At 63.7% G+C, this 26,023-nt stretch carries 22 protein-coding genes; 16 read left to right on the top strand and 6 right to left on the bottom strand.

The features are described 5' to 3' along the window. Positions 1-226 precede the first annotated feature (226 nt). The 5 genes from PVE35_RS17590 to PVE35_RS17610 all read left to right on the top strand — a co-directional run bounded on the left by PVE35_RS17590 (position 227) and on the right by PVE35_RS17610 (position 5,115). Positions 227-1,348, top strand: a complete 1,122-nt coding sequence (locus PVE35_RS17590; RefSeq protein ID WP_268178396.1) for a branched-chain amino acid ABC transporter substrate-binding protein — start codon at positions 227-229, stop codon at positions 1,346-1,348. 118 nt (positions 1,349-1,466) lie between these two features. Then, a complete protein-coding gene (gene livH / locus PVE35_RS17595) occupies positions 1,467-2,390 on the top strand; it encodes a high-affinity branched-chain amino acid ABC transporter permease LivH (RefSeq protein ID WP_277372530.1) in 924 nt (307 codons plus the stop codon). Further along, positions 2,387-3,646 (top strand): high-affinity branched-chain amino acid ABC transporter permease LivM, encoded by a 1,260-nt coding sequence (locus PVE35_RS17600; RefSeq protein ID WP_277372531.1) that lies wholly within the window; start codon positions 2,387-2,389, stop codon positions 3,644-3,646. The genes livH and PVE35_RS17600 overlap by 4 nt, the downstream gene beginning before the upstream one ends. After that, complete coding sequence (gene livG, locus PVE35_RS17605; protein ID WP_277372532.1) at positions 3,643-4,410, top strand: high-affinity branched-chain amino acid ABC transporter ATP-binding protein LivG; 768 nt, start codon at positions 3,643-3,645, stop codon at positions 4,408-4,410. Before PVE35_RS17600 ends, livG begins: the two co-directional genes overlap by 4 nt. Positions 4,411-4,413: 3 nt before the next feature. Continuing rightward, entirely contained in the window at positions 4,414-5,115 is a 702-nt protein-coding gene (locus PVE35_RS17610) for an ATP-binding cassette domain-containing protein (protein WP_268178400.1), read from the top strand. A 97-nt stretch (positions 5,116-5,212) separates the two neighbouring features. On the opposite strand, the gene PVE35_RS17615 is transcribed toward PVE35_RS17610, so the two are convergent. After that, positions 5,213-5,929, bottom strand: coding sequence for a UTRA domain-containing protein (locus PVE35_RS17615; RefSeq protein ID WP_268178401.1), 717 nt, complete (start codon positions 5,927-5,929; stop codon positions 5,213-5,215). Positions 5,930-6,233: 304 nt separating this feature from the next. On the opposite strand from PVE35_RS17615, the gene PVE35_RS17620 reads away from it, so the two are divergent. The 6 genes from PVE35_RS17620 to PVE35_RS17645 all read left to right on the top strand — a co-directional run bounded on the left by PVE35_RS17620 (position 6,234) and on the right by PVE35_RS17645 (position 11,476). Beyond that, positions 6,234-7,292 (top strand): ABC transporter substrate-binding protein, encoded by a 1,059-nt coding sequence (locus tag PVE35_RS17620; RefSeq protein WP_268178402.1) that lies wholly within the window; start codon positions 6,234-6,236, stop codon positions 7,290-7,292. A 124-nt stretch (positions 7,293-7,416) separates the two neighbouring features. Next, complete coding sequence (locus tag PVE35_RS17625; RefSeq protein ID WP_277372533.1) at positions 7,417-8,223, top strand: alkaline phosphatase family protein; 807 nt, start codon at positions 7,417-7,419, stop codon at positions 8,221-8,223. Beyond that, a complete protein-coding gene (locus PVE35_RS17630) occupies positions 8,220-9,065 on the top strand; it encodes an ABC transporter permease subunit (protein WP_268178404.1) in 846 nt (281 codons plus the stop codon). Before PVE35_RS17625 ends, PVE35_RS17630 begins: the two co-directional genes overlap by 4 nt. Then, entirely contained in the window at positions 9,052-9,840 is a 789-nt protein-coding gene (locus tag PVE35_RS17635; RefSeq protein WP_268178405.1) for an ABC transporter permease, read from the top strand. Before PVE35_RS17630 ends, PVE35_RS17635 begins: the two co-directional genes overlap by 14 nt. Then, the gene (locus PVE35_RS17640; protein WP_268178406.1) at positions 9,837-10,823 is read left to right on the top strand and encodes an ABC transporter ATP-binding protein; all 987 of its coding nucleotides are present in this window, start codon (positions 9,837-9,839) and stop codon (positions 10,821-10,823) included. The genes PVE35_RS17635 and PVE35_RS17640 overlap by 4 nt, the downstream gene beginning before the upstream one ends. Next, entirely contained in the window at positions 10,823-11,476 is a 654-nt protein-coding gene (locus tag PVE35_RS17645; RefSeq protein ID WP_268178407.1) for an HAD family hydrolase, read from the top strand. Before PVE35_RS17640 ends, PVE35_RS17645 begins: the two co-directional genes overlap by 1 nt. A gap of 1,194 nt (positions 11,477-12,670) precedes the next feature. Here the strand turns inward: PVE35_RS17645 and PVE35_RS17650 are convergent. Further along, the gene (locus tag PVE35_RS17650) at positions 12,671-13,525 is read right to left on the bottom strand and encodes a LysR substrate-binding domain-containing protein (protein ID WP_346772066.1); all 855 of its coding nucleotides are present in this window, start codon (positions 13,523-13,525) and stop codon (positions 12,671-12,673) included. Positions 13,526-13,668: 143 nt separating this feature from the next. Here PVE35_RS17650 and PVE35_RS17655 point away from each other — a divergent pair, with 143 nt between their 5' ends. Further along, on the top strand, positions 13,669-14,511 hold the full coding sequence (locus PVE35_RS17655; protein WP_268178409.1) for a bifunctional allantoicase/(S)-ureidoglycine aminohydrolase: 843 nt from the start codon (positions 13,669-13,671) through the stop codon (positions 14,509-14,511). A gap of 85 nt (positions 14,512-14,596) precedes the next feature. Here PVE35_RS17655 and PVE35_RS17660 read toward each other — a convergent pair whose 3' ends face one another. Beyond that, entirely contained in the window at positions 14,597-15,592 is a 996-nt protein-coding gene (locus PVE35_RS17660) for an AraC family transcriptional regulator (RefSeq protein WP_277372535.1), read from the bottom strand. 186 nt (positions 15,593-15,778) lie between these two features. On the opposite strand from PVE35_RS17660, the gene PVE35_RS17665 reads away from it, so the two are divergent. From PVE35_RS17665 to PVE35_RS17675, 3 genes are read left to right on the top strand one after another with little or no spacing between them, the layout of a single operon-like run. Beyond that, positions 15,779-17,755: a TonB-dependent receptor gene (locus PVE35_RS17665; RefSeq protein WP_277372536.1), complete on the top strand. Its 1,977-nt coding sequence runs from the start codon at positions 15,779-15,781 to the stop codon at positions 17,753-17,755. After that, positions 17,752-18,804 (top strand): methyltransferase, encoded by a 1,053-nt coding sequence (locus PVE35_RS17670; RefSeq protein WP_277372537.1) that lies wholly within the window; start codon positions 17,752-17,754, stop codon positions 18,802-18,804. Before PVE35_RS17665 ends, PVE35_RS17670 begins: the two co-directional genes overlap by 4 nt. Beyond that, positions 18,801-20,054, top strand: a complete 1,254-nt coding sequence (locus tag PVE35_RS17675) for an MFS transporter (RefSeq protein ID WP_277372538.1) — start codon at positions 18,801-18,803, stop codon at positions 20,052-20,054. The genes PVE35_RS17670 and PVE35_RS17675 overlap by 4 nt, the downstream gene beginning before the upstream one ends. 141 nt (positions 20,055-20,195) lie before the next feature. Here the strand turns inward: PVE35_RS17675 and ahpF are convergent, their stop codons facing one another. The 3 genes from ahpF to PVE35_RS17690 form a co-directional block, all read right to left on the bottom strand. Further along, a complete protein-coding gene (gene ahpF / locus PVE35_RS17680) occupies positions 20,196-21,752 on the bottom strand; it encodes an alkyl hydroperoxide reductase subunit F (RefSeq protein ID WP_277372539.1) in 1,557 nt (518 codons plus the stop codon). Positions 21,753-21,998: 246 nt separating this feature from the next. Continuing rightward, positions 21,999-22,562: an alkyl hydroperoxide reductase subunit C gene (gene ahpC / locus PVE35_RS17685; RefSeq protein ID WP_268178415.1), complete on the bottom strand. Its 564-nt coding sequence runs from the start codon at positions 22,560-22,562 to the stop codon at positions 21,999-22,001. A gap of 291 nt (positions 22,563-22,853) precedes the next feature. Next, the gene (locus PVE35_RS17690; RefSeq protein ID WP_277372540.1) at positions 22,854-23,819 is read right to left on the bottom strand and encodes an NAD(P)H-quinone oxidoreductase; all 966 of its coding nucleotides are present in this window, start codon (positions 23,817-23,819) and stop codon (positions 22,854-22,856) included. A gap of 104 nt (positions 23,820-23,923) precedes the next feature. Here PVE35_RS17690 and PVE35_RS17695 point away from each other — a divergent pair, with 104 nt between their 5' ends. Beyond that, complete coding sequence (locus PVE35_RS17695) at positions 23,924-26,002, top strand: carboxy terminal-processing peptidase (protein ID WP_268178417.1); 2,079 nt, start codon at positions 23,924-23,926, stop codon at positions 26,000-26,002. The last annotated feature ends 21 nt before the right edge of the window (positions 26,003-26,023 follow it).

The following is a 26,023-nucleotide window of genomic DNA, read 5'->3' on the forward strand; positions in this document are numbered from 1 at the left end:
CCGCGAGGCGCTCGGCGCCTGCAGCAGGACACGCCGTGTTTCTATACGTTCCTTGCAATTTAGCGACACCCCTCCTGCCGCCTCCAACTGCTGGCTTTTCAAGGCGTAAATTGGCGCTCTACACTGTTCCGGTACAGTTGCCGGTGGCCTGGACGGGTTTTCCAACCCGGTTCTGCTGCCAAGGCTGCAAGAACTAAAACAACGAAGATATAAAGAGTGGAGCACTATGAAAAAGGCTACTAAGCAGATTTCCAAGCTGTTCGCCGCAATGGCACTGGCTGGGGCGGCCAGCTATTCGATGGCAGCCGACACCATCAAGATCGCCCTGGCCGGCCCGGTCACCGGCGCCGTCGCCCAGTACGGCGAAATGCAGTTCATCGGCGCCAAGATGGCCATCGAGCAGATCAACAAGGCCGGCGGCGTCGACGGTGCCCAGCTCGAAGGCGTGGTCTACGACGATGCCTGCGATCCCAAGCAGGCCGTGGCCGTAGCCAACAAGATCGTCAACGACGGCGTCAAGTTCGTGGTCGGTCACCTGTGCTCCAGCTCCACTCAGCCGGCGTCCGACATCTACGAAGACGAAGGCATCCTGATGATCACCGCGGCTTCCACCAGCCCGGAAATCACTGCCCGTGGCTACAACCTGGTGTTCCGCACCATCGGTCTGGACAGCCTGCAAGGCCCGACCGCCGGTAACTTCATCGCCGACCACGTCAAGCCGAAGACTGTTGCCGTGATCCATGACAAGCAGCAGTACGGCGAAGGCATCGCCACTGCGGTCAAGCAGACCCTGGAAAGCAAAGGCGTGAAGGTCGCCATGTTCGAGGGCATCAACGCTGGCGACAAGGACTTCTCCGCGCTGATCGCCAAGCTCAACCAGGCCGGTGTCGACTTCGTCTACTACGGCGGCTACCACCCGGAACTGGGCCTGCTGCTGCGCCAGACCAAGGAACGCGGCCTGAACATCAAGTTCATGGGCCCGGAAGGCGTGGGTAACAAGGAAATCTCCGCCATCGCCGGCCCGGCCTCCGAAGGCCTGCTGGTGACCCTGCCGAAGTCATTCGACCAGGATCCGAAGAACCAGGCACTGGTCGAGGCCTTCAAGGCCAAGAACGAAGACCCGAGCGGCCCGTTCGTGTTCCCGGCCTACGCTGCTGTGCAGGTCATCGCCGAAGGCATCGAGAAAGCCGGCAGCACCGACACCGACAAAGTGGCCGCAGCCCTGCGCGCCAACAGCTTCGACACCCCCACCGGCACCCTGGCCTTCGACGAGAAGGGCGATCTGAAGAACTTCAGCTTCGTGGTGTACGAGTGGCACCAGGACGGCACCAAGTCCGAAGCCAAGTAAGCTACCCGTCTGAGCTCAAAGCCCACTGCATATCGCAGTGGGCTTTTGTCTATTGGAAGAATTCCGGCCTCGCGTTGCGCCACAAGCGCCGCTTTACGCGCTGCCCAGGAGTTAGGCTATGCCTGATCTTTATCACTACCTACAACAACTGCTCAATGGCCTGACCATTGGCAGCACCTATGCCCTGATCGCCATTGGCTACACCATGGTCTACGGCATCATCGGCATGATCAACTTCGCCCATGGCGAGGTGTACATGATCGGCGCGTACGTCGCCTTCATCGTCATCACCGGCCTGGCCATGTTCGGCATCGACGCCGTCCCGGTGATCATGATCGCCGCCTTCGTGGTCACCATGATCGTCACCAGTGCCTACGGTTACAGCATCGAACGGGTGGCCTACCGTCCGCTGCGCGGTGGTAACCGGCTGATCCCGCTGATCTCCGCGATCGGCATGTCGATCTTCCTGCAGAACGCCGTGCTGCTTTCCCAGGACTCCAAGGACAAGGCCATCCCCAGCCTGCTGCCGGGCAACTTCGTGCTCGGTGAAAGCGCGGCCAATGGCGTGGTGATTTCCTACATGCAGGTGCTGATCTTCATCGTCACCTTCATCGCCATGGTCGGCCTGACCCTGTTCATCTCCCGCTCGCGCCTGGGGCGTGCCTGCCGCGCCTGCGCCGAAGACCTGAAGATGGCCAACCTGCTGGGCATCAACACCAACAACATCATCGCCCTGACCTTCGTCATCGGTGCGGCCCTGGCGGCCATCGCCTCGGTGTTGCTGAGCATGCAATACGGCGTTATTAACCCGCACCTGGGCTTTCTCGCCGGCATCAAGGCCTTCACCGCTGCCGTGCTCGGTGGCATCGGCAGCATCCCCGGCGCCGTGCTCGGCGGCCTGCTGCTGGGCGTGGCCGAAGCCTTCGGTGCCGACATCTTCGGCGATCAGTACAAGGACGTGGTGGCGTTCAGCCTGCTGGTGCTGGTGCTGCTGTTCCGCCCCACCGGCATCCTCGGCCGTCCGGAGGTTGAAAAGGTATGACGCGCAATCTCAAATCCGGCCTCTTCGGTGCCCTGCTGGTGCTGATCATGGGCTACATGGTGCTGGGCCTGAAGCTGACCACCGTGGGCATCAACCTGGAGGTCCATGGCGCCACGCCGTTCGAGCTGTGGTGCATCGCCGGTGCCGCCGCGCTGGTGTTCCTCTGGCAACTGCTGCGTGACCGCATCACCCCGGCCTGGGCCAGACTGCCCAGGCTACCGGCCGGCTCCGGCCAGCTCGGCAACTTCCTCACCCTGCCCTCCACCCAACGCTGGGTCATCCTGGCCATGGTCATGGTGGCGCTGGTCTGGCCGTTCTTCGCCAGCCGCGGCGCGGTGGACATCGCCACGCTGATCCTGATCTACGTGATGCTCGGCCTGGGCCTGAACATCGTCGTCGGCCTGGCCGGCCTGCTCGACCTGGGCTATGTCGGCTTCTACGCCGTGGGCGCCTACAGCTACGCCATCCTCTCGCACTACTTCGGCCTGGGCTTCTGGATCTGCCTGCCGATCGCCGGGATGATGGCCGCGCTGTTCGGCTTCCTGCTCGGCTTTCCGGTACTGCGCCTGCGCGGCGACTACCTGGCCATCGTCACCCTGGGCTTCGGCGAGATCATCCGCATCCTGCTGCGCAACCTCACCGACCTGACCGGCGGCCCCAACGGCATCAGCATCGCCAACGAGTACAAACCGACCCTGTTCGGCCTGTCATTCGAGCGCCGCGTGCCAGCGGACATGCCCACCTTCCATGGCTTCTTCGACATCGCCTACAACTCGCAGTACAAGGTGATCTTCCTCTACCTGATCGCCCTGCTGCTGGTGCTGCTGACCCTGTTCCTGGTCAACCGCCTGCTGCGCATGCCCATCGGCCGCGCCTGGGAAGCCCTGCGCGAGGACGAGATCGCCTGCCGCGCGCTGGGCCTGAACCCCACCGTGATCAAGCTCTCGGCCTTCACCATCGGTGCCAGCCTGGCCGGTTTCGCCGGTAGCTTCTTCGCCGCGCGCCAAGGCCTGGTGACACCGGAGTCCTTCACCTTCATCGAGTCGGCGATGATCCTCGCCATCGTGGTACTCGGCGGCATGGGCTCGCAGCTCGGCGTGATCCTCGCCGCCATCGTCATGGTGATGCTGAACGAGATGCGCGAGCTGAACGAATACCGCATGCTTTTCGTCGGCCTGATCATGATCTTCATGATGATCTGGCGCCCGCAAGGGTTGCTGCCGATGCAACGTCCCCACCTGGAGCTGAAGCGATGAGCCGCACGATTCTCGAAGTAAGCGGCCTGTCCATGCGTTTCGGCGGCCTCCTGGCCGTCAACGGGGTGGGCCTGAACGTCAAGGAAAAGCAGGTGGTGTCGATGATCGGCCCGAACGGCGCCGGCAAGACCACCGTGTTCAACTGCCTGACCGGCTTCTACCAGCCAAGCTCAGGCAGCATCCGCTTGAACGGCGAAGCCATCGAAGGCCTGCCGGGACACAAGATCGCCCGCAAGGGCGTGGTGCGTACCTTCCAGAACGTGCGTCTGTTCAAGGACATGACCGCGGTGGAAAACCTGCTGATCGCCCAGCACCGCCACCTCAACACCAGCTACCTGGCCGGCCTGTTCAAGACCCCGGCGTTCCGCCGCAGCGAGCGCGAGGCCATGGAGTACGCCGCGCACTGGCTGGAGCAGGTCGACCTGCTGGAGTTCGCCAACCGCAGCGCCGGCACCCTGGCCTACGGCCAGCAACGCCGCCTGGAAATCGCCCGCTGCATGATGACCCGCCCGAGCATCCTCATGCTCGACGAGCCGGCCGCCGGCCTCAACCCGCGCGAGACCGAAGACCTCAAGGCGCTGATCGCCATGCTGCGTGACCAGCACAATGTCACCGTGCTGCTGATCGAGCACGACATGAAGCTGGTGATGAGCATTTCCGACCACATCTACGTGATCAACCAGGGCACGCCCCTGGCCGATGGCACGCCGGAGCAGATCCGCAACAACCCGGACGTGATCAAAGCCTATCTGGGGGAGGCGTAATCCATGCTCAGCTTCAACAACGTCTCCACCTTCTACGGCAAGATCCAGGCACTGCACGACGTCAGCATCGAAGTGCAGAAAGGCGAGATCGTCACCCTGATCGGTGCCAACGGTGCCGGCAAGTCCACCCTGCTCATGACCCTGTGCGGCAACCCGCGCGCCACCAGTGGCAGCATCCGTTACCTGGGTGAAGAGCTGGTGGGCATGGACACCCCGGAGATCATGCGCAAGAGCATCGCCATCGTGCCGGAAGGCCGTCGCGTGTTCGCCCGCCTGACAGTCGAGGAAAACCTGGCCATGGGCGGCTTCTTCGGCAACAAGGCGGACAATCAGGCGCAACTGGACAAGGTGCTGCACCTGTTCCCGCGCCTGAAGGAACGCTTCGCCCAGCGCGCCGGAACCATGAGCGGCGGCGAGCAGCAGATGCTCGCCATCGGTCGCGCGCTGATGAGCAAGCCCAACCTGCTGCTGCTCGACGAGCCGTCGCTGGGTCTGGCGCCGATCATCATTCAGCAGATCTTCGACATCATCGAGCAACTGCGGCAGGACGGTGTGACCGTCTTCCTGGTCGAACAGAACGCCAACCAGGCGCTCAAGCTGGCCGACCGTGGCTATGTGCTGGAGAACGGCCATATCGTCATGCGCGGCAGCGGCGAAGAGCTGCTCAACGATCCGAAAGTACGCGACGCCTACCTCGGCGGTTGATCCGCAGCAGAAGCAAACCGTGGGAGGGGCTTTAGCCGCGACAAAAGCTCGCCGCTAAAGCATCTCCCACGGTCACCCACCCGCGTGCCGCCCCTCTCTACTCCGGCACCTCGACGCTGACGTGAATGGCGTCGTGTCGCCAGAATTCCACATCGCAATCGATGATGCGCCCGTGCTGATCGCGGTTGACCCGAGTGATGCGCAATGCCGGGCTGCCCGGTGCCACCCGCAGACTGGCCGCCGCCTCGATGTGCAGCGCCGTGGGCACCATGTCGAAACGCACCCGCCCGTAATGAATACCGTACTCGCTGGCATACAGGTCGGTGAGCGAGCGGGTCAGGTCGAAGTCGAGAATCCCCGGAAAATACGCCGGGTTCAGGTAGTGCTCGACGTACAGCACCAGGCGCCCGTCGATACGCCGCGCCCGGCACACCTGATAAACGCTGGAAAGAGCCGGCAATTCGAGAATCTGACAGACCTGCGCTGATGCAGGAATCAGTCGCGCGCTCAGCACCTCGGTGGCTGGCACCCGCCCCTGTCCCGCCACCATGGCGTGAAAATGCGTGCGCACCAGCGGGTTGTAGGCAATGCGCGTCGGTGACACGAACCAGCCCCGCCGTTCCTCGCGGTAGACCAGCCCCTGCGCTTCCAACTGGCCCAGTGCCTCACGCAAGGTGATGCGTGTGGTGTCGAACAATTCACTGAGTTTGCGCTCGGCGGGCAACTTGCTGCCCGAGGGCAACAGGCCGCGGTCGATCTGTTCCTGTAAGGCACGGCAGATGGTGGTGACGGCACGCGGCGCTTCTATACGCATCAATTTTTCCCTTTTGGACTAGTCCAGCCCCATTACAGGGCAAAGACCTGCAGCTCATGCTTGTGACAAGCCTAGGCAAAGCAGATGACCAAGCGATGACAATGAAGCTACAAGCATCGCTCATGCCAGGCTCCAACCTAGAAAAATCAAGGCTCTAGCCATGGTCTACGCTTGCTGGAAGCGCCTCGCTGGCGGCACTGGACATCTGCCGTCGGCGCCTGGACACAAAACTGTCATCGAAGGCGCCTAAATTGGCTCAGGTATTGCTGATCTAGACCAACACTCACATGCAAAGGAGTTTCCGATGAAACAACTGCTGCTGGCTTCTCTGATGGGTTCGGCCATTGCTCTGGCCACCTCCGCCATGGCTGCAGGCCCCGACCTGCAGGCGCTGGAAAAAGCCGCTCGCGCCGAAGGTACGGTGAACAGCGTGGGCATGCCCGACAGTTGGGCCAACTGGAAGGACACCTGGAACGACCTGAGCACCAAATACGGCCTCAAGCACAGTGACACCGACATGAGTTCGGCGCAGGAAATCGCCAAGTTCGCCGCCGAGAAGGACAATGCCACCGCCGATATCGGCGACGTCGGCGCCGCCTTCGGCCCCATCGCCGTGCAGCAGGGCGTGACCCAACCCTACAAGCCGAGCACCTGGGAGCAGATTCCGGACTGGGCCAAGGACAAGGACGGCCACTGGATGCTGGCCTACACCGGCTCTATCGCCTTCATCGTCAACAAGCAACTGGTCAAGGACGTGCCACGCTCCTGGGCCGACCTGAAGAACGGCAAGTACCGCGTCGCCATTGGTGACGTCAGCGCCGCCGCCCAGGCGGTCAATGGCGTGCTGGCCGCCGCCATCGCCAATGGTGGCGACGAGAAGAACATCCAGCCGGGCCTGGACTTCTTCGCCGCCATCGCCGAGCAGGGCCGCCTGTCGCTGTCCAACCCAACCATCCAGACCCTGGAGAAGGGTGAAGTGGAAGTCGGCATCGTCTGGGACTTCAACGGCCTGTCCTACCGCGACCAGATCGACCCGAGCCGCTTCGAGGTGCTGATCCCGTCCGATGGCTCGGTGATCTCCGGCTACACCACCATCATCAACAAGTACGCCAAGCACCCCAACGCGGCCAAGCTGGCGCGTGAGTACATCCTCTCCGACGCCGGCCAGATCAACCTGGCCAAGGGCAATGCCCGGCCGATCCGCGCCGAGCACCTGACCCTGCCGGCCGAGGTACAGGCCAAGCTGCTGCCCAACGAGCAGTACGCCAAGGTCAAGCCGATCAAGGATGCTGCCGCCTGGGAAGCCACCTCCAAGGCCCTGCCGCAGATGTGGCAAGAGAACGTGATCATCAATATGGAATAAACCACGCTCGGTGGGAGCGCGCGTAGGGTGGACGACGCTGCATCCGTCCACCTTGCCATTTTGGCGTTTACCCATACGGTGGATCGATAAAGCGCGATCCACCCTACGCTTTTTAGGACATCCCATGCCCTCCAAGGTCATCCTCGTCGTGCTCGACGGCCTCAGCCACTCGGTCGCACAACACGCCATGGGCCATCTGCACGCCTGGTGCGACGCCGGTCGCGCCGCCCTCTACCGCCTCGACTGCGAACTGCCGGCGCTGTCGCGCCCGCTCTACGAGGCCATCCTCACTGGCGTGCGCCCCATCGACAGCGGCGTGGTGCACAACGATGTCTCGCGCCTATCGCGCGAACGCAGCATCTTCCATTACGCCCGCGATGCCGGCCTGAGCACCGCCGCTGCGGCCTATCACTGGGTCAGCGAGCTGTACAACCGCTCGCCTTTCATCACCGTGCGCGACCGGCATACCTGCGATGAGTCGCTGCCGATCCAGTACGGCCATTTCTACTACGCCGACCATTACCCGGATTCGCACCTGTTCGTCGACGCCGAAAGCCTGCGCCTGCAGCACGCGCCCGACCTGCTGCTGGTGCACCCGATGAACATCGACGACGCCGGGCACAAGCACGGCCTGGACAGCCCGCAGTACCGCAACGCCGCGCGCATGGCCGACGTGCTGCTGGCCGACCACCTGCAGAACTGGGTCGATGCCGGCTACCAGGTGCTGGTCACCGCCGACCACGGCATGAACGTCGACCGCTCGCACAACGGCCTGCTCCCCGAAGAGCGCCAGGTGCCGTTGTTCGTCATCGGCGACGCCTTCAGCCTCGATGCCAATGCGCGCCCAGGGCAGCTCGAGCTGTGCGGCAGCATCTGCCAGTTGCTCGGCGTGCCCCACGACAAACCCTACTGCGCGGAGTTGCTGAGATGAGCGTGCCCTATTCCCGGCGGCGCTGGCTGCCGCTGCTGTTCGTGCTGCCCTTCGCCGCATTCTTCCTGGTGTTCCAGGTGGCGCCGCTGGTGTGGGTGGCGCTCAACAGCCTGAACAGCCCCACGGGCTGGGGCCTGGGCAATTTCGAGAAGATCTTCGCCTCGCGCTTCTACCGGCAGGCGATCCAGCACAGCCTGGAGATCGCCTTCTGGTCGAGCCTGTTCGGCATGGCCATCGCCATCCTCGGCAGCTACTCGCTGCGCCAGGTGGACTCGAAGCTGCGCGACTTCGTCATCGCCTTCTCCAACATGACCAGTAATTTTTCAGGGGTACCGCTGGCCTTCGCCTTCATCATCCTGCTCGGCTTCAACGGCGCGCTGACCCTGCTGCTGATCCAGCTCGGCCTGATCGAGAGCTTCAACCTCTACTCGAAGAACGGCCTGATCGTGCTCTACACCTACTTCCAGATCCCCCTCGGCGTGCTGCTGCTCTATCCCGCCTTCGACGCTCTGCGCCAGGACTGGCGCGAGTCCGCCGCACTGCTCGGCGCCGGCACCTGGGATTTCTGGCGCCACATCGGCCTGCCGGTGCTGACCCCGGCGCTGCTCGGCACCTTCGTCATCCTCCTGGCCAACGCCCTGGGCGCTTACGCCACGGTGTACTACCTGACCACCGGCAACTTCAACGTGATGCCCATTCGTATCGCGGCACTGGTCTCCGGTGACATCTCGTTGGACCCGAACCTGGCCAGCGCCCTGTCGATGGTTCTGGTCGGGCTGATGGTGCTGATCACCGTCGTCCACCAGCTACTGCTGAAAAGGAGCCAGCATGTCACGCGCTGATGTCAGCCTCTACCACCGCATCGTGGTCTGGCTGCTATTCCTCATCCTCCTGCTGCCCCTGGCCGGCACCCTGCTCTACTCACTGGCCACCACCTGGTCGGCGACCATCCTGCCGGACGGCCTGACGCTCAAGTGGTACGCCGCACTGTGGAGCGACGAGCGCTTCCTGCGCGCCTTCGGCCAGTCGCTGCTGGTGTGCTTCGGCGCCCTGGCGCTGTCGGTGGTGCTGATCCTACCGCTGATGTTCGTGGTGCACTACCACTTCCCCAGACTCGACGCGCTGATGAACGTGCTGATCCTGCTGCCGTTCGCCGTACCGCCGGTGGTGTCCTCGGTGGGCCTGCTGCAACTCTATGGCTCCGGCCCGCTGGCGATGACCGGCACGCCGTGGATCCTGCTCGGCTGCTACTTCACCATCGCCCTGCCATTCATGTACCGCGCCATCGCCAACAACCTGCAGGCGATCAACCTGCGCGACCTGATGGACGCCGCCCACCTGCTCGGCGCCAGCACCTGGAAGGCCGCGTTTCTGGTGGTACTGCCGAACCTGCGCAAGGGTCTGATGGTGTCGTTGTTCCTCTCCTTCAGCTTCCTGTTCGGCGAATTCGTCTTCGCCAACATGCTGGTGGGTACCCGCTACGAGACGTTGCAGGTGTACCTGAACAACATGCGCAACAGCAGCGGCCACTTCAACAGTGCACTGGTGATCTCCTACTTCTTCTTCGTCCTGGTGTTCACCTGGGCGGCCAACCGTTTGAACAGGGACAAGGCATGAGCTTGCTGAGCATCCAGAACCTGCATAAAAGCTACGGCGACACCCGTATCTTCAGCGACATCAACTGCGAGATCGGCCAGGGCGAGTTCGTCACCCTGCTCGGCCCCTCCGGCTGCGGCAAGTCCACCCTGCTGCGCTGCATCGCCGGCCTGACCGATGTCGACGGCGGGCGCATCGTTCTTAGCGGCGAGGATTTGGTGCCACTGCCGCCGCAAAAACGCGGCATCGGCATGGTGTTCCAGAGCTATGCGTTGTTCCCCAACATGAGCGTGGCGCAGAACGTCGCCTTCGGATTGCGCATGCAGAAAGTGGCCAAGGCCGAAAGCGAGCAGCGCGTGCGCGAGGCACTGGAGATGGTCGAGCTGGGCGACTTCGCCGCCCGCTACCCGCACCAGCTCTCCGGCGGCCAGTGCCAGCGCGTGGCACTGGCCCGCTCGCTGGTTACCCGCCCACGCTTGCTGCTGCTCGACGAACCGCTGTCGGCACTCGATGCCCGTATCCGCAAGCACCTGCGCGAGCAGATCCGCGCCATCCAGCAGGAACTGAACCTGACGACGATCTTCGTCACCCATGACCAGGAAGAGGCGCTGACCATGAGCGACCGTATCTTCCTGATGAACGCCGGGCAGATCGTCCAGAGCGGCGACGCCGAAACCCTCTACACCGCGCCGGTGGATGCCTTCGCAGCCGGCTTCATCGGCAACTACAACCTGCTCGAGGCCGACGCCGCCAGCCGCCTGCTCGGCCAGCCGCTAACCTCGCGCGTGGCCATCCGCCCCGAGGCCATCGCCTTCGCTGACAGCGGCATCGCCGCGCAAATCCTTGGCCACAGCCTGCTCGGCAACGTCATCCGCTACCGCGTCGAGGCGCAGGGCTGCCAGTTGCTGGTGGACGTGCTCAACCGCTCGGCCGCCGACCTGCATGGCAACGGCCAGGCGGTCAGCCTGCAGATCGACGCAGCCGCGATCCGGGAGGTGGCGTGATGGCGCTGGCGATCTTCGATCTCGACGAAACCCTGATCCATGGCGACTGCGCCAGCCTGTGGACGGAGGAAATGGTGAAGATCGGCTGGGCCGATGGCGAATCCTTCATCGCCCAGGAGCAGGAGCTGATGCACCAGTACGCCGCCGGTACCCTGGCCATGGAAGACTACATGGCCTTTACCCTGTCGCCCCTGGTTGGCCGCACGCCCGAGGAAGTCGCCCATGTGGTAGAGCCCTTCGTCGAGGACGTGATCGAACCGATCTTCTACAGCGACGCCAGCCGCTGCCTGGCCGCGCACCGTCAGGCCGGCGACCGCCTGCTGGTGATCTCCGCCTCGGCGCATTTTCTGGTCAGCGCCATCGCCGAACGCTTCGGCATCAGTGATGCGCTGGCCATCGACCTAGAGGTGCAGCACGGGTTCTACAGCGGGCGTACCGAAGGGGTACTGACCTACCGCGAAGGCAAAGTGACGCGCCTGCATGCCTGGCTCGCCGAACAGGGCGAGAGCCTGGCCGGTGCCAGCTTCTATTCCGATTCGCGTAACGACCTGCCGCTGTTGCAGGTGGTGGACAGGCCGTTCACGGTCAACCCCGATCCTACCCTGCGCGCCCACGCCGAGCGGGCTGGCTGGCCGATCCTGCATTGGCGCTGAGGCGCGGTTCGGTGGCCATGCCGCGGGATCCTTTCGGTTTCATCTCGTAGCCCGGATGCAACCCGGGGAAACCTGGCACAGCCACCCAGCCCGCCGTCAGCCGTGGTGCGCACAGCGCACCCTACAGGGCTGAGGCGCGGTTTAGACTTCAGGTTATTTGAGGAGTGTCGGGGAAAGTCAGCGTGATACCGGACTGGCAAGTTTGTGCTGGCTTGTTGGTTGTTCGGGTGTTTGTTCCGAATTGCCGCGTTTTTGCTGATGTTTCTGGTTTCGCCCTCCCGGGCGAGTCACTTTTGACGGGCAAAAGTAACCAAAACCTCCGCCCGGTCATCCGAGCTAGGCGCCCCCGCCCTGCTACGCGAGGGTTCGTTACTCGCTTCGCTCGCCCTTCGGGCCAGCCTTCGGCTGTTACTCCGCTTCGCTACGTTTCACTCCATCGCCGTTCCAGAGGCCCGCCGCGGTGGGCCATCCCTACCTAGGCGGCCCCGGCCATCGCGGCTCTCGGCTTTGGCATCCTGCGTCGCTCTACCTCCTGCATCCATGCAGTCGTCGCGACATCCATGTCGCTCAACCTCTTCCACGATGACTCCGTTCGCCCTCCTGGGCGGGCTCTGCACGCGCCTGAACCCGAGGTAACCCAGAAGTAGCACGGAGTGGTTGCACATGAGGTCAGCCTTAGGGCTGACCAGAATGCCGGCTGGAAGCCGGCAAGCTATTCAAGCGAATGAAACTACGAGAATGAAAGTTTTGGTTTAACTCGATGGCCCAGTCGCGATTTCACAACTACCAGAACACGCCGGGCGTACCTTGGAATGCCGGTTCGTTCAGGCGCGCGAATGTCCCCCTTCAGGAGGGTGAGTGGAATCGTTGCGTAGAGGGGCGAGCGGCATGGATGCCGCGAGAGGCTTAAAGGGCCAGGGATGGCCCTTGTAAGCCGACCCTCGGAGCAGCGATGGAACGAACGAACCCCGGCGCAGCCGGGGCCGGATGGCGGGGTGCGTTTCTTTTGCTTACTTTTCTTTGCGCATTTCAAAGAAAAGTGAGTCGCCCGAGGGGGCGAAACCCAGAATATCTGAAAACACCCAAGGCGGCGTCCAGAACACCAACCAAGACAACACACAAACTTGCCAGTCCGGTCTCAAACCATGTCGCAGATCAGCCATGCTCTTCCAGCCGTGGTGCGCGCAGCGCACCCTACAGGGCCATGATCCTTTCGCAGGCCTGGATCAGCGCCGTGGCCAACTCACGGGCATGCCCAGGTAGCTGGGCACGGGCATGCAGGGCCACCTCCACCGGGGCTACCGTGGGAAACCCCTCGGCCTCGCCCAGCTCGCGATGCGCCGGGCTGATCAGCCGGCGCGGCAGCAGGGTCAGCCCAAGCCCCCCTTCGGCCGCAGCGCTGACGCCAGGCAAGCTGCTGCTGACGTAAGCGATGCGCCAGGGCTTGCCCATGACATCCAGCGCATGGGTCATCTCCAGGCGGTACAGGCCATTGGGCGGGAACACCGCCAGCGGCACCGGGTTGCGCGCCAGCACCGGGCGCTCGCGGCTGTCCAGCCAGGCCAGCGGTTCGGCCCAACTGGCCAAGCCCTTGACGCTGCCGGCACGCTGCTTGATCAGCGCCAGATCCAGTTCGCCAGCATTGAAGGCACGCCACACGTCATGGCTGAGACCGCTGGTGATCTCCAGGCGAATGCCGGGGTAGGCCTCGGCGAAGTCGGCCAGATAGGGCGTCAGACTGCTGGCGGCAAAATCGTCCGGCACGCCAAGACGCACCTCGCCCTCCTCCGCGCTGCGCCCCAACGCCTGCTGCGCCTCGTCCAGCAGCGCGACGATGCGCTGGGCATAACCGAGCAGACGTTCGCCCTCGGTAGTGGTGACCACGTAGCGCCCGCTACGGTCGAGCAACTCTGCACCGACCTGCATCTCCAGACGGCGGATCTGCTGGCTGATGGTGGACTGGGTCAGGTGCAGGCTGGCGGCGGCACGGGTAAAGCCGCCGGTCTGCACCACGGCGAGAAAGCTGCGCAGAAGAACCGGGTCGAGCATGGATATACCCATCATGAAAGCCACTGCCAGGCATTCTACTATTTAATTTCCGAATCCAGCCGTCGCTTCCTTATAGTGCTGGCACGTCAGTTTCCCCGCCGGGCGCCCGCCCGACGCTTCACCATCGCCGAGGCCTCTTCTCGATGAGCAAAACCCCCTTCTACTACGCCCCGCATGGCGGTCATCCCGGTCAGGAGCAACTGCTGACCGACCGCGCCATGTTCACCGAAGCCTATGCCGTAATCCCCAAAGGCGTAATGCGTGACATCGTCACCAGCCATCTGCCGTTCTGGGACAACATGCGCATGTGGGTCATCGCCCGCCCGCTGACCGGCTTCGCCGAAACCTTCTCGCAATACATCGTCGAAGTCGCCCCCAACGGCGGCAGCGACAAGCCGGAGCTGGATCCAACTGCCGAGGGCGTGATCTTCGTCGTCGAAGGCACCTGCGACCTGACCTTGAACGGCACCGAGCATGCCCTGCGTCCGGGCAGCTACGCTTTCATCCCGCCGCAAAGCGATTGGTCGCTGCGCAACAAGAGCAGCGAGGCGGTGCGCTTCCACTGGCTGCGCAAGGCCTACCAGGCGGTCGAGGGCGTGCCCTACCCGGAAGCCTTCGTCACCCACGAACAGGACATCGAGCCCATTGTCATGCCCGGCACCGAAGGCCGCTGGAGCACCACCCGTTTCGTCGACATCAGCGACATGCGCCATGACATGCACGTCAACATCGTCAATTTCGAGCCGGGCGGCGTGATCCCCTTCGCCGAAACCCACGTCATGGAGCACGGCCTCTACGTGCTGGAAGGCAAGGCGGTGTATCGCCTCAACCAGGACTGGGTCGAAGTGGAAGCCGGTGACTTCATGTGGCTGCGCGCCTTCTGCCCACAGGCCTGCTACGCCGGCGGCCCGAGCCGCTTCCGCTACCTGCTGTACAAGGACGTGAACCGCCACATGCCGCTGACCCTGGGTGGCCTGAAACGCTGAGGCAGCCCTCGCCACGACACCAACGCCGCGCTCTTCGCAGAGCGCGGCGTTTTTCGTTGCAACGTGGGCGAACCTCGCGCCCAGATTACTCGCCCGATGCCAGCTCCTTGCCCGGGCGCCGATGCGCACCGAACACCGACTTCGGCGCCTGGCCGAAGAAGGCGGAAAACGCCGCACTGAAGTTGTTCGGGTAGCGATAGCCAACGCGGTACGCCACCTGCGCCACCTGATGACCGCTCTCCAGCAGGACATGGGCCTTGCGCATGCGCATCTCGTGGAGCATGCGGTGGGGCGTGGTGTTGAAGCGGTAGTGGAAACCTTCCTTGAGCTTGAATTCGTTCAACCCTACCGCTGCGCATAGATAGGCGATGGTCAGTGGCTGGTCGAGCTGTTCGATCATCAGGTCGCGAGCGCGCTCCAGTTTCTCGATGTCCTGAGTGCTGAATTGCAGCGTTTTGGGCGTTGCCGGGCAAAGCAGATTGAGCTGCTCGGACAGCAGACTGAGCGTGTGGATATGCATATCCAGCGCTGCGATACGCTGCGGGTCGTTGAGATACCGCTGCAGCGCTCCGGCATGGGCACTGCTGGCCCCGCTGGTCTTGCGAAAGGCCAGTTGGCGGATATGCCCCGAGCCCAGCAACGTCCCGGCACGCTCCGCGCCCAGGTACCTGACCAGAGTGTTCTCACCCACCAGCAGACGCAGTTGGGAAACCGTGGTGCCGGCTTCGTAGCAGCGTTCCCCCTGGCTGCCATGGAACGCGGTGACGGTGGTGAAGCCGGCACGGAAACACAGCGTGTCACCATTGCGTGCCTTGTAGCCGGACTGCCCCTGCAGCCCCAGGGTGATCACCAGCATGTGGCGGTCATGAGGATCGACCGTCTCCTCGATCAGATCGCGGGTCGGATGGTAGCGCGAGCGAACCACCAGCAGATCGTGATCCAGCACGAAACGCTCCGAATGGCAGTCGCCCAACTCTTCCGGCAGTTGCTGGCGCTCCCAGCCAGAGGTTTCCCGGCGTACCAAGCGTGCCTGGCTCATCGCCAATCGATGCGGCTGGGAGATCCGTTGCACAACGGCCATGGGTCCTTCCTCCTGTTCAGATACGGGAAAATCCAGATTTCATACCAATCTATATGATACTCATTCTTATCTATCTATAGCATTGGTATCAAATCAATAGCACGCCATGTTGCGAAGGTATCTGCCTACGGGGGCATCTGCGGCCCCGTTCGTCATTTACCGGGTTCGGGGGGATAGATGGGAAAGATGGGTATCCGTTTGCCGGCCGGCATGCTGGGAGGCTTGCTGGCGCCGGCTCTGACGCTGGCGGCAACGCAGCAGTTGCCGGACATGACCGTTACCGCCAACAAGATCGAACAGGATCTGCAGGACGTACCGGCCAGTGTGTCGGTCGTACAGGGCGAGACCTTGCGCGACGCCGGGGCCGACGAGCTGCAGGCGCTGGCCCGGCGCACGCCGAACTTCGTCTTCCAGCCGTTCGGCCAGTCCGGCACCAACGTGCCGGTGATGCGTGGCATCAGCTCCAGCGCCACGGCGTTCTCCTCCTCCGTGCTGATGCTGGTCGATGGCGTGCCCACCCTGATGGGTCAGGGCTTCGACCACAACCTGCTGGCGGTGGAGCGAGTGGAAATCCTCCGTGGCCCGCAATCGACCCTGTACGGGCGCAACGCAGAGGCCGGCGTGATGCACCTGCATACCCGCCCCATCGACGACGCGCCCTACGCGCGGATCGATGCCACCCTGGGCAACCGCGACAAGCGCGTGCTGCGCTTCGATCTGAGCCAGGCGCTGGTGGCCGATACGCTGTACGGCGGCATCGCCGGCGAATGGCTCGAACAGGACGGTTTCATCGACAACGCCTACCGTGGCCGCGACGAGGATGATCGCGAGCGCCACAACGGCCGCGCCGTGCTGCGCTGGACACCCGCGTCAGCGACCAGCGCCACCTTGCGTTACAGCCGCCAGGACTACCGTGATGGCGGCTCGCTATGGGGCGCGGCCGGCTCGTCGCGCCGCGAGGTGCGCTCCGGCACCCGTAGCTGGAACCATTCCAGCGGCCGTAGCCTGTCGCTGGATATCGAGCATGAGCTGGATTCCGGCCTGCGCCTGCGCTCGATAACGGCACGCAACGACTTCTACGATCGCGTGCGCCAGGACACCGACTTCCTGCCGATCGACGCCCTGCACCTCGAACGCGACTACCACCTGAGCACCCTGTCCCAGGAGCTGCGCCTGGAAGGCGAAGGGGCCGAGAGTCAGTGGCTCGTCGGCCTCTATGCCGATCGCGACGACCACTCGCTGGATTATCGCCAGAAGCTGCCCATGGCCATGACCCGCACCCAGGTGGATCTGGGCGGCAACACCGCCGCCCTGTTCGGCCAGTGGACGCAAGCGCTGACCTCGCACTGGTCCCTGACCCTGGGCGCGCGGATGGAGCGCAACGAGGTCAGCCTGTCACCCCGTGACAGCGGCAACCGCAGCGACCAGTGGCAACGCTTCACCCCCAAGCTGGCCTTGCAGTATGCCTGGAGCAGCGACACCCAGGCCTATGCCAGCTATTCGCAAGGCTTCCGTGCTGGCGGCTTCAATGCCTTCTCCGCCTCGGCCGGCTACCCAGGGTACGACCCGGAGCAGGTCGACGCCTATGAACTCGGCATCAAGGGCTGGGCCGCGGAACGTCGCCTGCGCTATTCGGCCGCCCTCTACTGGATGCAGATCAGCGACATGCAGGTGCAGCAGATCGTGCAGCCCGTGATGGTCTACATCACCAATGCCGCCGAGGCCCGCAGCAGCGGCCTGGAACTGGAGGCCGACTACCTGCTCGGCGCCCATTGGCAACTGCAGGCTTCGCTTGGCATCAACCGCACGCGCTTCGAGCGCTTTCAGGACGGCAGCGCCGACTACCAGGGCAACCGCGCCCCCTTCGCGCCCGACCTGACCAGCTACCTGGGCCTGCGCTACGACGCCGATAGCGGCTGGTTCGCCCAGGCCGGAGTCAGCGGAGTGGGTCGCACCTATCTCGATTCGGCCAACCGCTACGCCCGCGCCGGCTACGCCCTGCTCGACCTGAGCGCCGGCTATGACTTCGAGCACCTGGGCCTGAGCGCCTACGTGGAAAACGCCACCGACAAGCGCTACGACGCCGTCGGTTACCTCAATGGCATGGCCCGCGTGTACAGCGAGCCACGCGAGATCGGCCTACGCCTGAGCTATCGATTATGACCCCACACACCGACGCGACCAGCGGCCACCCGCTGCAACCCTACTGGAACCTGGCCCTGGCCTCGGTCCAGGCCGACGCCCTGCGCGTGGCCCTGGAGCTGAAGCTGTTCCGCCTGCTCGCCGAGCCGATGCCGGCCGGCAGCGTGGCCGAGCGTCTGCGCCTGCACCCGGACAACACCGAGCATCTGCTGGAAATACTCTGGAGCATGCGCCTGCTGGATCGTCAGGAAGCCGCAACGCCTGCGCAAGGCTGGCGCTACCAGGCCTCCTGGCTGGCGAGCCGCTACCTGGATCACGAGTCGAAGCAGCATTGCGGCGACGCCTGGAGCCTGCGCCTGCAGGCGCTGCGCCATTTCGGCCAGCACCTGGACGAACAGCTACGCACCGGCGAGGCAAGCACCGCCCCCCGGCTCGCCGGCACCGCAGCCAACTGGCAGGCGGCAGCGCGCCTGCAGATCGCCCAGGAGCAACGGGCGGCAACGGCCGAGGCGGCGCTGGCGGTGTTCTCGCAACTGCCCGAATTCCCCCGTGCCCAACGCCTGCTCGACCTGGGCGGCGGCCCCGGGCTGGTCGCCATCGCCCTGGCCAAGGCCAACCCGAACCTGCGCGGCGAGGTGTTCGACCTGCCAGAGACCATCAGCGTGGCCGAAGAGAACATCCACGCGGCCGGCCTCGGCGGGCGTCTGCGGGGCCGCAGCGGCGACCTGATCCGCGACCCGATCGGCGAGGGCTATGACCTGATCTGGTGCTCCTCCGTGCTGCATTTCGTGCCCGATATCGATCAGGCCCTGGGCAAGATCCACGCCGCGCTGCGCCCAGGCGGCGTGCTGGTCTGCGTCCAGGCGGAAATTCCCGACAGCCAGGATGCGGCGCGGCAGATGCTCTCCTACTACCTGTCCATGCGCATGCTCGGGCGCCAGCTGACGCACGCCGGCGGCCTGCGCCAGGCCATGCAGCGGGCCGGTTTCAGCGCCTTGCAGACGCAGCACGAGGTGCCGTTCCCGGTGACCCCGGTCACCGCCGTGATCGGCCGCAGGAGCCTGCAATGAACCCCCAGGCATTGCATCTGCTCGGGCGCCAGGCGCTGTTCGGCTGGCTGAACTTCGTCCTGGCGGTGCCGAGCATCTACCTGTTGCTCGGCATGCCGCTGGTGATGCGCCAGCACGGTTGGTCGGGCACCGAGATCGGCCTGTTCCAGCTGGCCGGGCTGCCGGCGGTGTTCAAGTTCCTGCTGGCGCTGCCGGTGGAGCGCTGGCGCTTCGCCGGCGCGCATTACAGAAGCTGGGCACTGCTGCTGAACCTGGGGCTGGCGGTGGTTCTGCTGCTGGTGGGCAGGGAGGCACTGCTCGACAGGCACGGCCTGTTCTTCGCCCTGACGCTGCTGGCCGGGGTGCTGGCAACCTGGGCCGACATTCCGGTCAACGCCCTGGCGATCAAGCTTCTGCCGGAAGACCAACGCGTGCGCGCCGGGGCGATCCGCTCGGCGGCGCTGTTTCTGGCCGCCATCGTCGGTGGCGGCCTGATGCTGCTGGTGCACGCGCACTGGGGCTGGCAGGCTCCCTTCGTGCTGATGGCGGCCGCTCTGCTGCTGGGCGCGCTGCTGCTGCCATTGCTGGGCGAAGGGGCGCCGCAAGGCCCGGCAGACGCTGCGCAGAGCAGGTACGAGCCGAACTGGCGCGGCTACTTCGAGCAACCCGGGGCAGCGCTGTGGATCTGCCTGCTGCTGTCCTGCTTTCCGTTCATTGGCGCCAGTTGGCTGTACCTCAAGCCGTTGCTGCTCGATCAGGGCATGCCGGCCACCCAGGTGGCCTGGGTGGCCGGCGTCGGCGGCGGCGTGGTCGGTGCCCTGGCCAGCGTGATGGGCGGGCGCCTGCTGCGCCGGCTCGGGGTCGCCCGGGCCATGCCGCTGTTCACCGGCTTCGCCCTCTTCGCCCTGGCCAGTCTGACCGCCGTGCTCTGGAGCCAGGCCGGCCCGCTCGGGCTGATCATCGGCGCAACGCTGGTGGCAGCGGCCATGGGCGCGATCTCCGCCATGGTCTTCGGCCTGATGATGTACTTCACCCGCCACCAGCGCCAGGCCGTCGATTACGGCCTGCAGGCCAGCCTGTTCGTGGTCTCGCGCCTGGCGGTGCCGGTGGCCGCCGGCGTGCTTCTGGATCGCCTGGGCTACACCGGCATGCTGCTCGGCCTGACCTCGGCCATGCTCGGCGTCTACCTCCTGACGCTGATCGCCGGCCCCGCCCTGGCACGCATCACCGAAGGCGAGCGAATCATGGCCGAGTGCGACCTGAAGAATTGATAGATACAGAGTGGTGGAAATATCGTTTCATACCGTCGTCATGAAAAAGCTCTGCTGGGTAGGTTTGAAACGTAGATAAACCGTACACAAACGAAAAAGGCCATCCCGGAGGATGGCCTTTCTCGTCTCTGCGATGCCCGATCAGCTATGGCGGATCAGGTAGTCGAAGGCGGACAACGAAGCCTTCGAGCCCTCGCCCATGGCGATGACGATCTGCTTGTACGGCACGGTGGTCACGTCACCGGCGGCGAACACGCCGGGGATGTTGGTCGCGCCCTTGGCATCGACGACGATCTCGCCGAAACGACTGAGCTCCACGGTGCCCTTGAGCCAGTCGCTGTTGGGCAGCAGGCCGATCTGCACGAAGATGCCTTCCAGCTCGACGCTGTGCAGCTCCTCGGTGGTGCGATCCTTGTACACCAGGCCAGTGACCTTCTGCCCGTCGCCCTTGACCTCGGTGGTCTGCGCGCTCTTGATCACGGTGACGTTGGGCAAGCTGAACAGCTTCTTCTGCAGCACGGCGTCGGCACGCAGGGTGTCGGCGAACTCCAGCAGGGTGACGTGGGCGACGATGCCGGCCAGGTCGATGGCCGCCTCGACGCCGGAGTTGCCGCCGCCGATCACCGCCACGCGCTTGCCCTTGAACAGCGGGCCGTCGCAGTGCGGGCAGAAGCACACGCCCTTGGCCTTGTACTCCTGCTCGCCGGGCACGCCCATCTCGCGCCAGCGGGCGCCGGTCGACAGGATCACGGTCTTGGCCTTGAGCGAGGCGCCGTTGTCGAACTTCACCTCGTGCAGGCCGCCTTCGCTGCTGGCCGGCACCAGCGCGGTGGCGCGCTGCAGGTTCATGATGTCGACGTCGTATTCCTTGACGTGCTCTTCCAGGGCACGCACCAGTTTCGGGCCTTCGGTCTCCTTCACCGAGATGAAGTTCTCGATGGCCATGGTATCGAGCACCTGGCCGCCGAAGCGTTCGGCGGCGATGGCGGTGCGGATGCCCTTGCGCGCCGCGTAGATCGCAGCGGCGGCGCCAGCCGGGCCACCACCGACCACCAGCACGTCGAAGGCTTCCTTGGCGCTCATCTTCTCGGCGTCGCGGTTGGCGGCGCCGGTATCGATCTTGGCGAGGATTTCCTTCACGTCCATGCGGCCGGAAGCGAAGACTTCACCATTGAGGTAGACGCTCGGCACGGCCATGATCTGGCGCCGCTCGACCTCTTCCTGGAACAGCGCACCGTCGATGGAGACGTTGCGGATGTTGGGGTTGAGCACTGCCATCAGGTTCAGTGCCTGCACCACGTCCGGGCAGTTCTGGCAGGAGAGCGAGAAGTAGGTCTCGAACTCGAACTTGCCCTCGATGCTCTTGATCTGCTCGATGGTCTCGGCATCGAGCTTGGACGGATGGCCACCCACCTGCAGCAAGGCCAGCACCAGCGAGGTGAATTCGTGGCCCATGGGGATGCCGGCGAAGGTCAGGCCGATATCCGCTCCAGGGCGGTTGAGGGAGAACGACGGACGACGGGCGTCATTGCCATCGGTCTTGAGGGTGATCTTGTCGGTCAGGCCGACGATGTCTTCGAGCAGCCCGAGCAGTTCCTTGGACTTCTCGCCGTCATCCAGGGACGCGACGATCTCGAACGGCTGGGTGACCTTTTCCAGGTAGGCCTTCAACTGGGTTTGCAGATTGGCGTCCAACATGACGGGAATCCTCTAGAAATAGCGAATTACGGGCGAAAAAACGCCCGGACGGATCGCGCCCGGGCGTTCGGGCACCTTTGAAGGCCTTTTAGGCCTCGTAAGGCGAAAAATGGGATGAAGAGCGTCGCGAGCGACGGTAGTGCAAGGCGAAATCAGGCGAGGGCGCGGAGTTTACGAGCTGTAAATGAGCAGCCCGAGCCTGATTTCAACGCAGCAATACCTAGCGCAGCAGCTCTGCGCCCATTTTTAGATCTTGCCGACCAGGTCCAGGGAGGGAGCCAGGGTCTTCTCGCCTTCTTTCCACTTGGCCGGGCAGACTTCGCCCGGGTGAGCGGCGGTGTACTGAGCAGCTTTCAGCTTGCGCAGGGTTTCGCCGACGTCACGAGCAATCTCGTTGGAGTGGATTTCGACGGTCTTGATCACGCCTTCCGGGTTGATCACGAAGGTGCCACGCAGGGCCAGGCCTTCTTCGGCGATGTGCACGTCGAACGCGTTGGTCAGTTGGTGAGTCGGGTCACCGATCAGCGGGAACTGAGCCTTGCCAACGGCCGGCGAGGTTTCGTGCCAGACCTTGTGCGAGAAGTGGGTGTCGGTGGTGACGATGTACACCTCGGCACCGGCCTTCTGGAACTCGGCGTAGTTGTTGGCGGCGTCTTCGATCTCGGTCGGGCAGTTGAAGGTGAAGGCAGCCGGCATGAAGATCAGCACGGACCACTTGCCCTTGAGGCTCTCCTCGGTCACTTCGATGAACTTGCCGTTGTGGAAGGCGTTGACCTTGAACGGTTGCACTTGAGTGTTGATGAGGGACATCTCTGACTCCTTGTTGAGTTTCACTGAGGGTTGATAACTTCGATGGGGCGTATATTAGCCCCCTATCGAAAAAAAGCTTATTGATTACACCCATGGTATCGATTGAATGTGGCAATCGCAGCATTCATTCAATCGATGAGCGAAGGCTCTATTGGGCGCCTCTAAAACGTAGGCGAGGCAGCCAGCGCAAGGCAAAAACAGGCGAAAAAGCGCAGTTTACGCGCTGTAAATGAGCATTTTGAGCCTGTTTTTAACGCCGCGATGGCAACGCAGGTAGTTTTTAGAGGTGCCCTATTGGGCCAGTTCGGGGTCAATCAGCAGTACCACCTTGCCGTTGACCTGATTGCTGGCAAGCGTCTCGAAAGCGGCCTCACTGTCTTTGAGTGCAAAAGTGCGCTCCAGTTGCGGCTTGATGCGCCCTTCGCCGAATAAAGGCCATACCTGCTGCTGCAGGTCGTGCAACAGCTCGGCCTTGAAGCGGTCGTCGCGGTTGCGCAGCGTCGAGCCAATCAGTTGGATGCGTTTGCCCAGCACCTGAGCCAGATCCAACCTCGCCTCGCGCCCACCCATCAGGCCAATGTTGACCCAACGCCCATCCTGCGCAAGCAACTCCAGATTGAGCGCCGCATACTGGCCGCCCACCGGGTCGAGAATCACGTCGAACGGGCCGAAATCGCGCAGGGCCTGCAGATCCTCGCTACGCAGCACACCGCCCTGGGCACCGAGCGCCTCGCAATAGGCCAGCCGCTCGGCCGAGCCGACGCTGACCCAGCAGGGGTTACCGAAGGCCTTGCATAGCTGGATAGCCGCCGAGCCGACACCGCTGGCACCGGCATGCAGCAATACCCTCTCCCCTGGTTTGAGGCCAGCGAGCTGGAACAGATTGAGCCAGGCAGTGGCATAGACTTCCGGCACGCCAGCCGCTTCGGCCAGGCTGAGGCCCTCCGGCACCGGCAGCGCATGGCGCGCATCGACCACCACCTCCTCGGCCATGCCGCCTCCGGCCAGCAGGCAGCAGACGCGATCACCCACCGCCCAGGTGCTACCGGGGCCAACCTCGGTCACCACACCGGCACACTCCAGACCCAACGCCTGGCTGGCTCCGGGCGGCGGTGGATAGAGCCCGGCACGCTGCAGCAGATCGGCCCGGTTGAGCCCGGCTGCCGCCACTTTCACCCGAATCTGCCCCACGTCACATGCCAGCGCGGGTTGCTCGAGCCACTCGGCCCGTCCTTCGACGCCTTGCAATGCCTTCATGCTGCCTCCATAGTGCAAACGAAACCTAGCTCAGCGCCAACGGAACCTGGCGCCCTCATATACGGCCTAATATGCGTTATCACTTGCCACTACGTCGAATCAGCATGAAGCGCTCTATCGCAAGCACCGCACTCGCACTCGCCCTCGGCTTCAGCGCCTTGCCGCTGGCGGCCAAGACTACCAGCGCCGACTGGCAATACCTGCAGCCGGATCGCGATCAGGTGGTCGCCAGCCTCAACGTGGTGGAACTGCTACGCCGTCATCACTACAACAAGCCGCCGCTCAATGACGAACGCTCGATCAAGATCTATGACAACTACCTCAAGTTGCTCGATCCCACGCGTAGTTACTTCACGGCCGCGGATATCGCCGAATTCGACCAGTGGCGCACCAAGTTCGACGACCTGCTGAAAAGCGGTGATCTGGAGCCCGGCTTCGCCATCTACCGTCGCCATTTGCAGCGCCTGCAGGAGCGCCTGGACTATGCCCTGGCCATGCTCGACAAGGGCGTTGACAAGATCGACTTCACGGTCGACGAGAGCCTGCAGGTGGATCGCGAGAATGCGCCCTGGGCCAAAGACAGCGCCGAACTCGACGAACTCTGGCGCAAGCGCGTGAAGGACGAAGTGCTGCGCCTGAAGATCGCCGGCAAGGACACCAAGGCCATCCAGGAGCTGCTGACCAAGCGCTACAAGAATCAATTGGCGCGCCTCAAGCAGACCCGTGGCGAGGACGTGTTCCAGGCCTATATCAACGCCTTCGCCACCACCTATGACCCGCACACCACCTACCTGTCGCCGGATAACGCGGAAAACTTCGACATCAACATGAGCCTGTCGCTCGAAGGCATCGGTGCGGTGCTGCAGAACGACAACGATTACGTCAAGGTGGTGCGCCTGGTGCCGGCCGGCCCGGCGGAAAAGAGCAAGCAGATCGCTCCTGCGGACAAGATCATCGGCGTCGCCCAGGGCAATGACGACATGGTCGACGTGATCGGCTGGCGCCTGGACGAGGTGGTCAAGCTGATCCGTGGCCCGAAAGGCTCTACCGTACGCCTGGAAGTCATCCCGGCGAGCAACCCACCGAGCGACCAGACCAGCAAGGTGGTCACCATCACCCGCGAAGCGGTCAAGCTCGAAGAACAGGCCGCGAAGAAGAAGGTGCTGCACCTGACCCAAGACGGCCATGACTACAAGCTCGGAGTAATCGAACTGCCGGCCTTCTACCTTGACTTCAAGGCCTTCCGTGCCGGCGACCCGGATTACAAGAGCACCACGCGCGACGTGAAGCGCCTGATCGACGAGTTGCAGAAAGAGAAGGTCGACGGTCTGGTGATCGACCTGCGCAACAACGGCGGTGGCTCGCTGCAGGAAGCCACCGAACTGACCAGCCTGTTCATCGACCAGGGCCCCACCGTACTGGTACGCAACGCCGACGGTCGCGTCGACGTGCTGGCCGACGAACACGAGGGTGCCTACTACAAAGGCCCGATGGCCGTACTGGTCAACCGCTTGTCCGCCTCTGCCTCGGAAATTTTCGCCGGTGCCATGCAGGACTACCATCGCGCCCTGATACTCGGTGGCCAGACCTTCGGCAAGGGCACGGTGCAGACCATCCAGCCGCTCAATCACGGCGAGCTGAAGCTGACCCTGGCCAAGTTTTATCGCGTCTCCGGGCAGAGCACCCAGCACCAGGGCGTGCTTCCGGATATCGCCTACCCTGACGTGATGCACACCAAGGACATCGGCGAGAGCGCCCTGCCGGCCGCCATGCCCTGGGACAGCATCCGCCCGGCGATCAAGCCGGAACTGGATCCGATCAAGCCGTTCCTCAAGCAGCTACAGAGCAAGCACGATCAGCGCACCGCTCACGACCCGGACTTCCTCTTCACCCGCGCCAGCATCGACCTGTCGAAACAGTTGATGGCCGAAACCACCGTCAGCCTCAACGAGGCCAAACGCCGCGCCAGGCAGGCTGAAATCGAGGCCAAGCAGCTCAAGCTGGAGAACAATCGACGCCTGGCCAAGGGTGAGGAACCCCTCAAGGAGCTGGCCAAGCAAGACGAAGATGCACTGCCCGTCGAAGACGACAAGAGCACGCCGGAAGACGATGCCTACCTGGCCGAGTCCGGGCACATCCTCATCGACTACCTGAACCTCAATCCGGCCTTGGCGCAACATTGATGAAAGCTGTCGCAACTCGTC

The sequence above is a fragment of the Pseudomonas sp. AA-38 genome (assembly GCF_029457475.1).
Classification (GTDB): Bacteria; Pseudomonadota; Gammaproteobacteria; order Pseudomonadales; family Pseudomonadaceae; genus Aquipseudomonas.

Bases quoted from the DNA above. Each gene is read 5' to 3' on its own strand.
- PVE35_RS17590 (WP_268178396.1), top strand. From the start codon at position 227: ATGAAAAAGGCTACTAAGCAGATTTCCAAGCTGTTCGCCGCAATGGCA.
- livH (WP_277372530.1), top strand. From the start codon at position 1,467: ATGCCTGATCTTTATCACTACCTACAACAACTGCTCAATGGCCTGACC.
- PVE35_RS17600 (WP_277372531.1), top strand. From the start codon at position 2,387: ATGACGCGCAATCTCAAATCCGGCCTCTTCGGTGCCCTGCTGGTGCTG.
- livG (WP_277372532.1), top strand. From the start codon at position 3,643: ATGAGCCGCACGATTCTCGAAGTAAGCGGCCTGTCCATGCGTTTCGGC.
- PVE35_RS17610 (WP_268178400.1), top strand. From the start codon at position 4,414: ATGCTCAGCTTCAACAACGTCTCCACCTTCTACGGCAAGATCCAGGCA.
- PVE35_RS17615 (WP_268178401.1), bottom strand. From the start codon at position 5,929: ATGCGTATAGAAGCGCCGCGTGCCGTCACCACCATCTGCCGTGCCTTA.
- PVE35_RS17620 (WP_268178402.1), top strand. From the start codon at position 6,234: ATGAAACAACTGCTGCTGGCTTCTCTGATGGGTTCGGCCATTGCTCTG.
- PVE35_RS17625 (WP_277372533.1), top strand. From the start codon at position 7,417: ATGCCCTCCAAGGTCATCCTCGTCGTGCTCGACGGCCTCAGCCACTCG.
- PVE35_RS17630 (WP_268178404.1), top strand. From the start codon at position 8,220: ATGAGCGTGCCCTATTCCCGGCGGCGCTGGCTGCCGCTGCTGTTCGTG.
- PVE35_RS17635 (WP_268178405.1), top strand. From the start codon at position 9,052: ATGTCACGCGCTGATGTCAGCCTCTACCACCGCATCGTGGTCTGGCTG.
- PVE35_RS17640 (WP_268178406.1), top strand. From the start codon at position 9,837: ATGAGCTTGCTGAGCATCCAGAACCTGCATAAAAGCTACGGCGACACC.
- PVE35_RS17645 (WP_268178407.1), top strand. From the start codon at position 10,823: ATGGCGCTGGCGATCTTCGATCTCGACGAAACCCTGATCCATGGCGAC.
- PVE35_RS17650 (WP_346772066.1), bottom strand. From the start codon at position 13,525: ATGCTCGACCCGGTTCTTCTGCGCAGCTTTCTCGCCGTGGTGCAGACC.
- PVE35_RS17655 (WP_268178409.1), top strand. From the start codon at position 13,669: ATGAGCAAAACCCCCTTCTACTACGCCCCGCATGGCGGTCATCCCGGT.
- PVE35_RS17660 (WP_277372535.1), bottom strand. From the start codon at position 15,592: ATGGCCGTTGTGCAACGGATCTCCCAGCCGCATCGATTGGCGATGAGC.
- PVE35_RS17665 (WP_277372536.1), top strand. From the start codon at position 15,779: ATGGGTATCCGTTTGCCGGCCGGCATGCTGGGAGGCTTGCTGGCGCCG.
- PVE35_RS17670 (WP_277372537.1), top strand. From the start codon at position 17,752: ATGACCCCACACACCGACGCGACCAGCGGCCACCCGCTGCAACCCTAC.
- PVE35_RS17675 (WP_277372538.1), top strand. From the start codon at position 18,801: ATGAACCCCCAGGCATTGCATCTGCTCGGGCGCCAGGCGCTGTTCGGC.
- ahpF (WP_277372539.1), bottom strand. From the start codon at position 21,752: ATGTTGGACGCCAATCTGCAAACCCAGTTGAAGGCCTACCTGGAAAAG.
- ahpC (WP_268178415.1), bottom strand. From the start codon at position 22,562: ATGTCCCTCATCAACACTCAAGTGCAACCGTTCAAGGTCAACGCCTTC.
- PVE35_RS17690 (WP_277372540.1), bottom strand. From the start codon at position 23,819: ATGAAGGCATTGCAAGGCGTCGAAGGACGGGCCGAGTGGCTCGAGCAA.
- PVE35_RS17695 (WP_268178417.1), top strand. From the start codon at position 23,924: ATGAAGCGCTCTATCGCAAGCACCGCACTCGCACTCGCCCTCGGCTTC.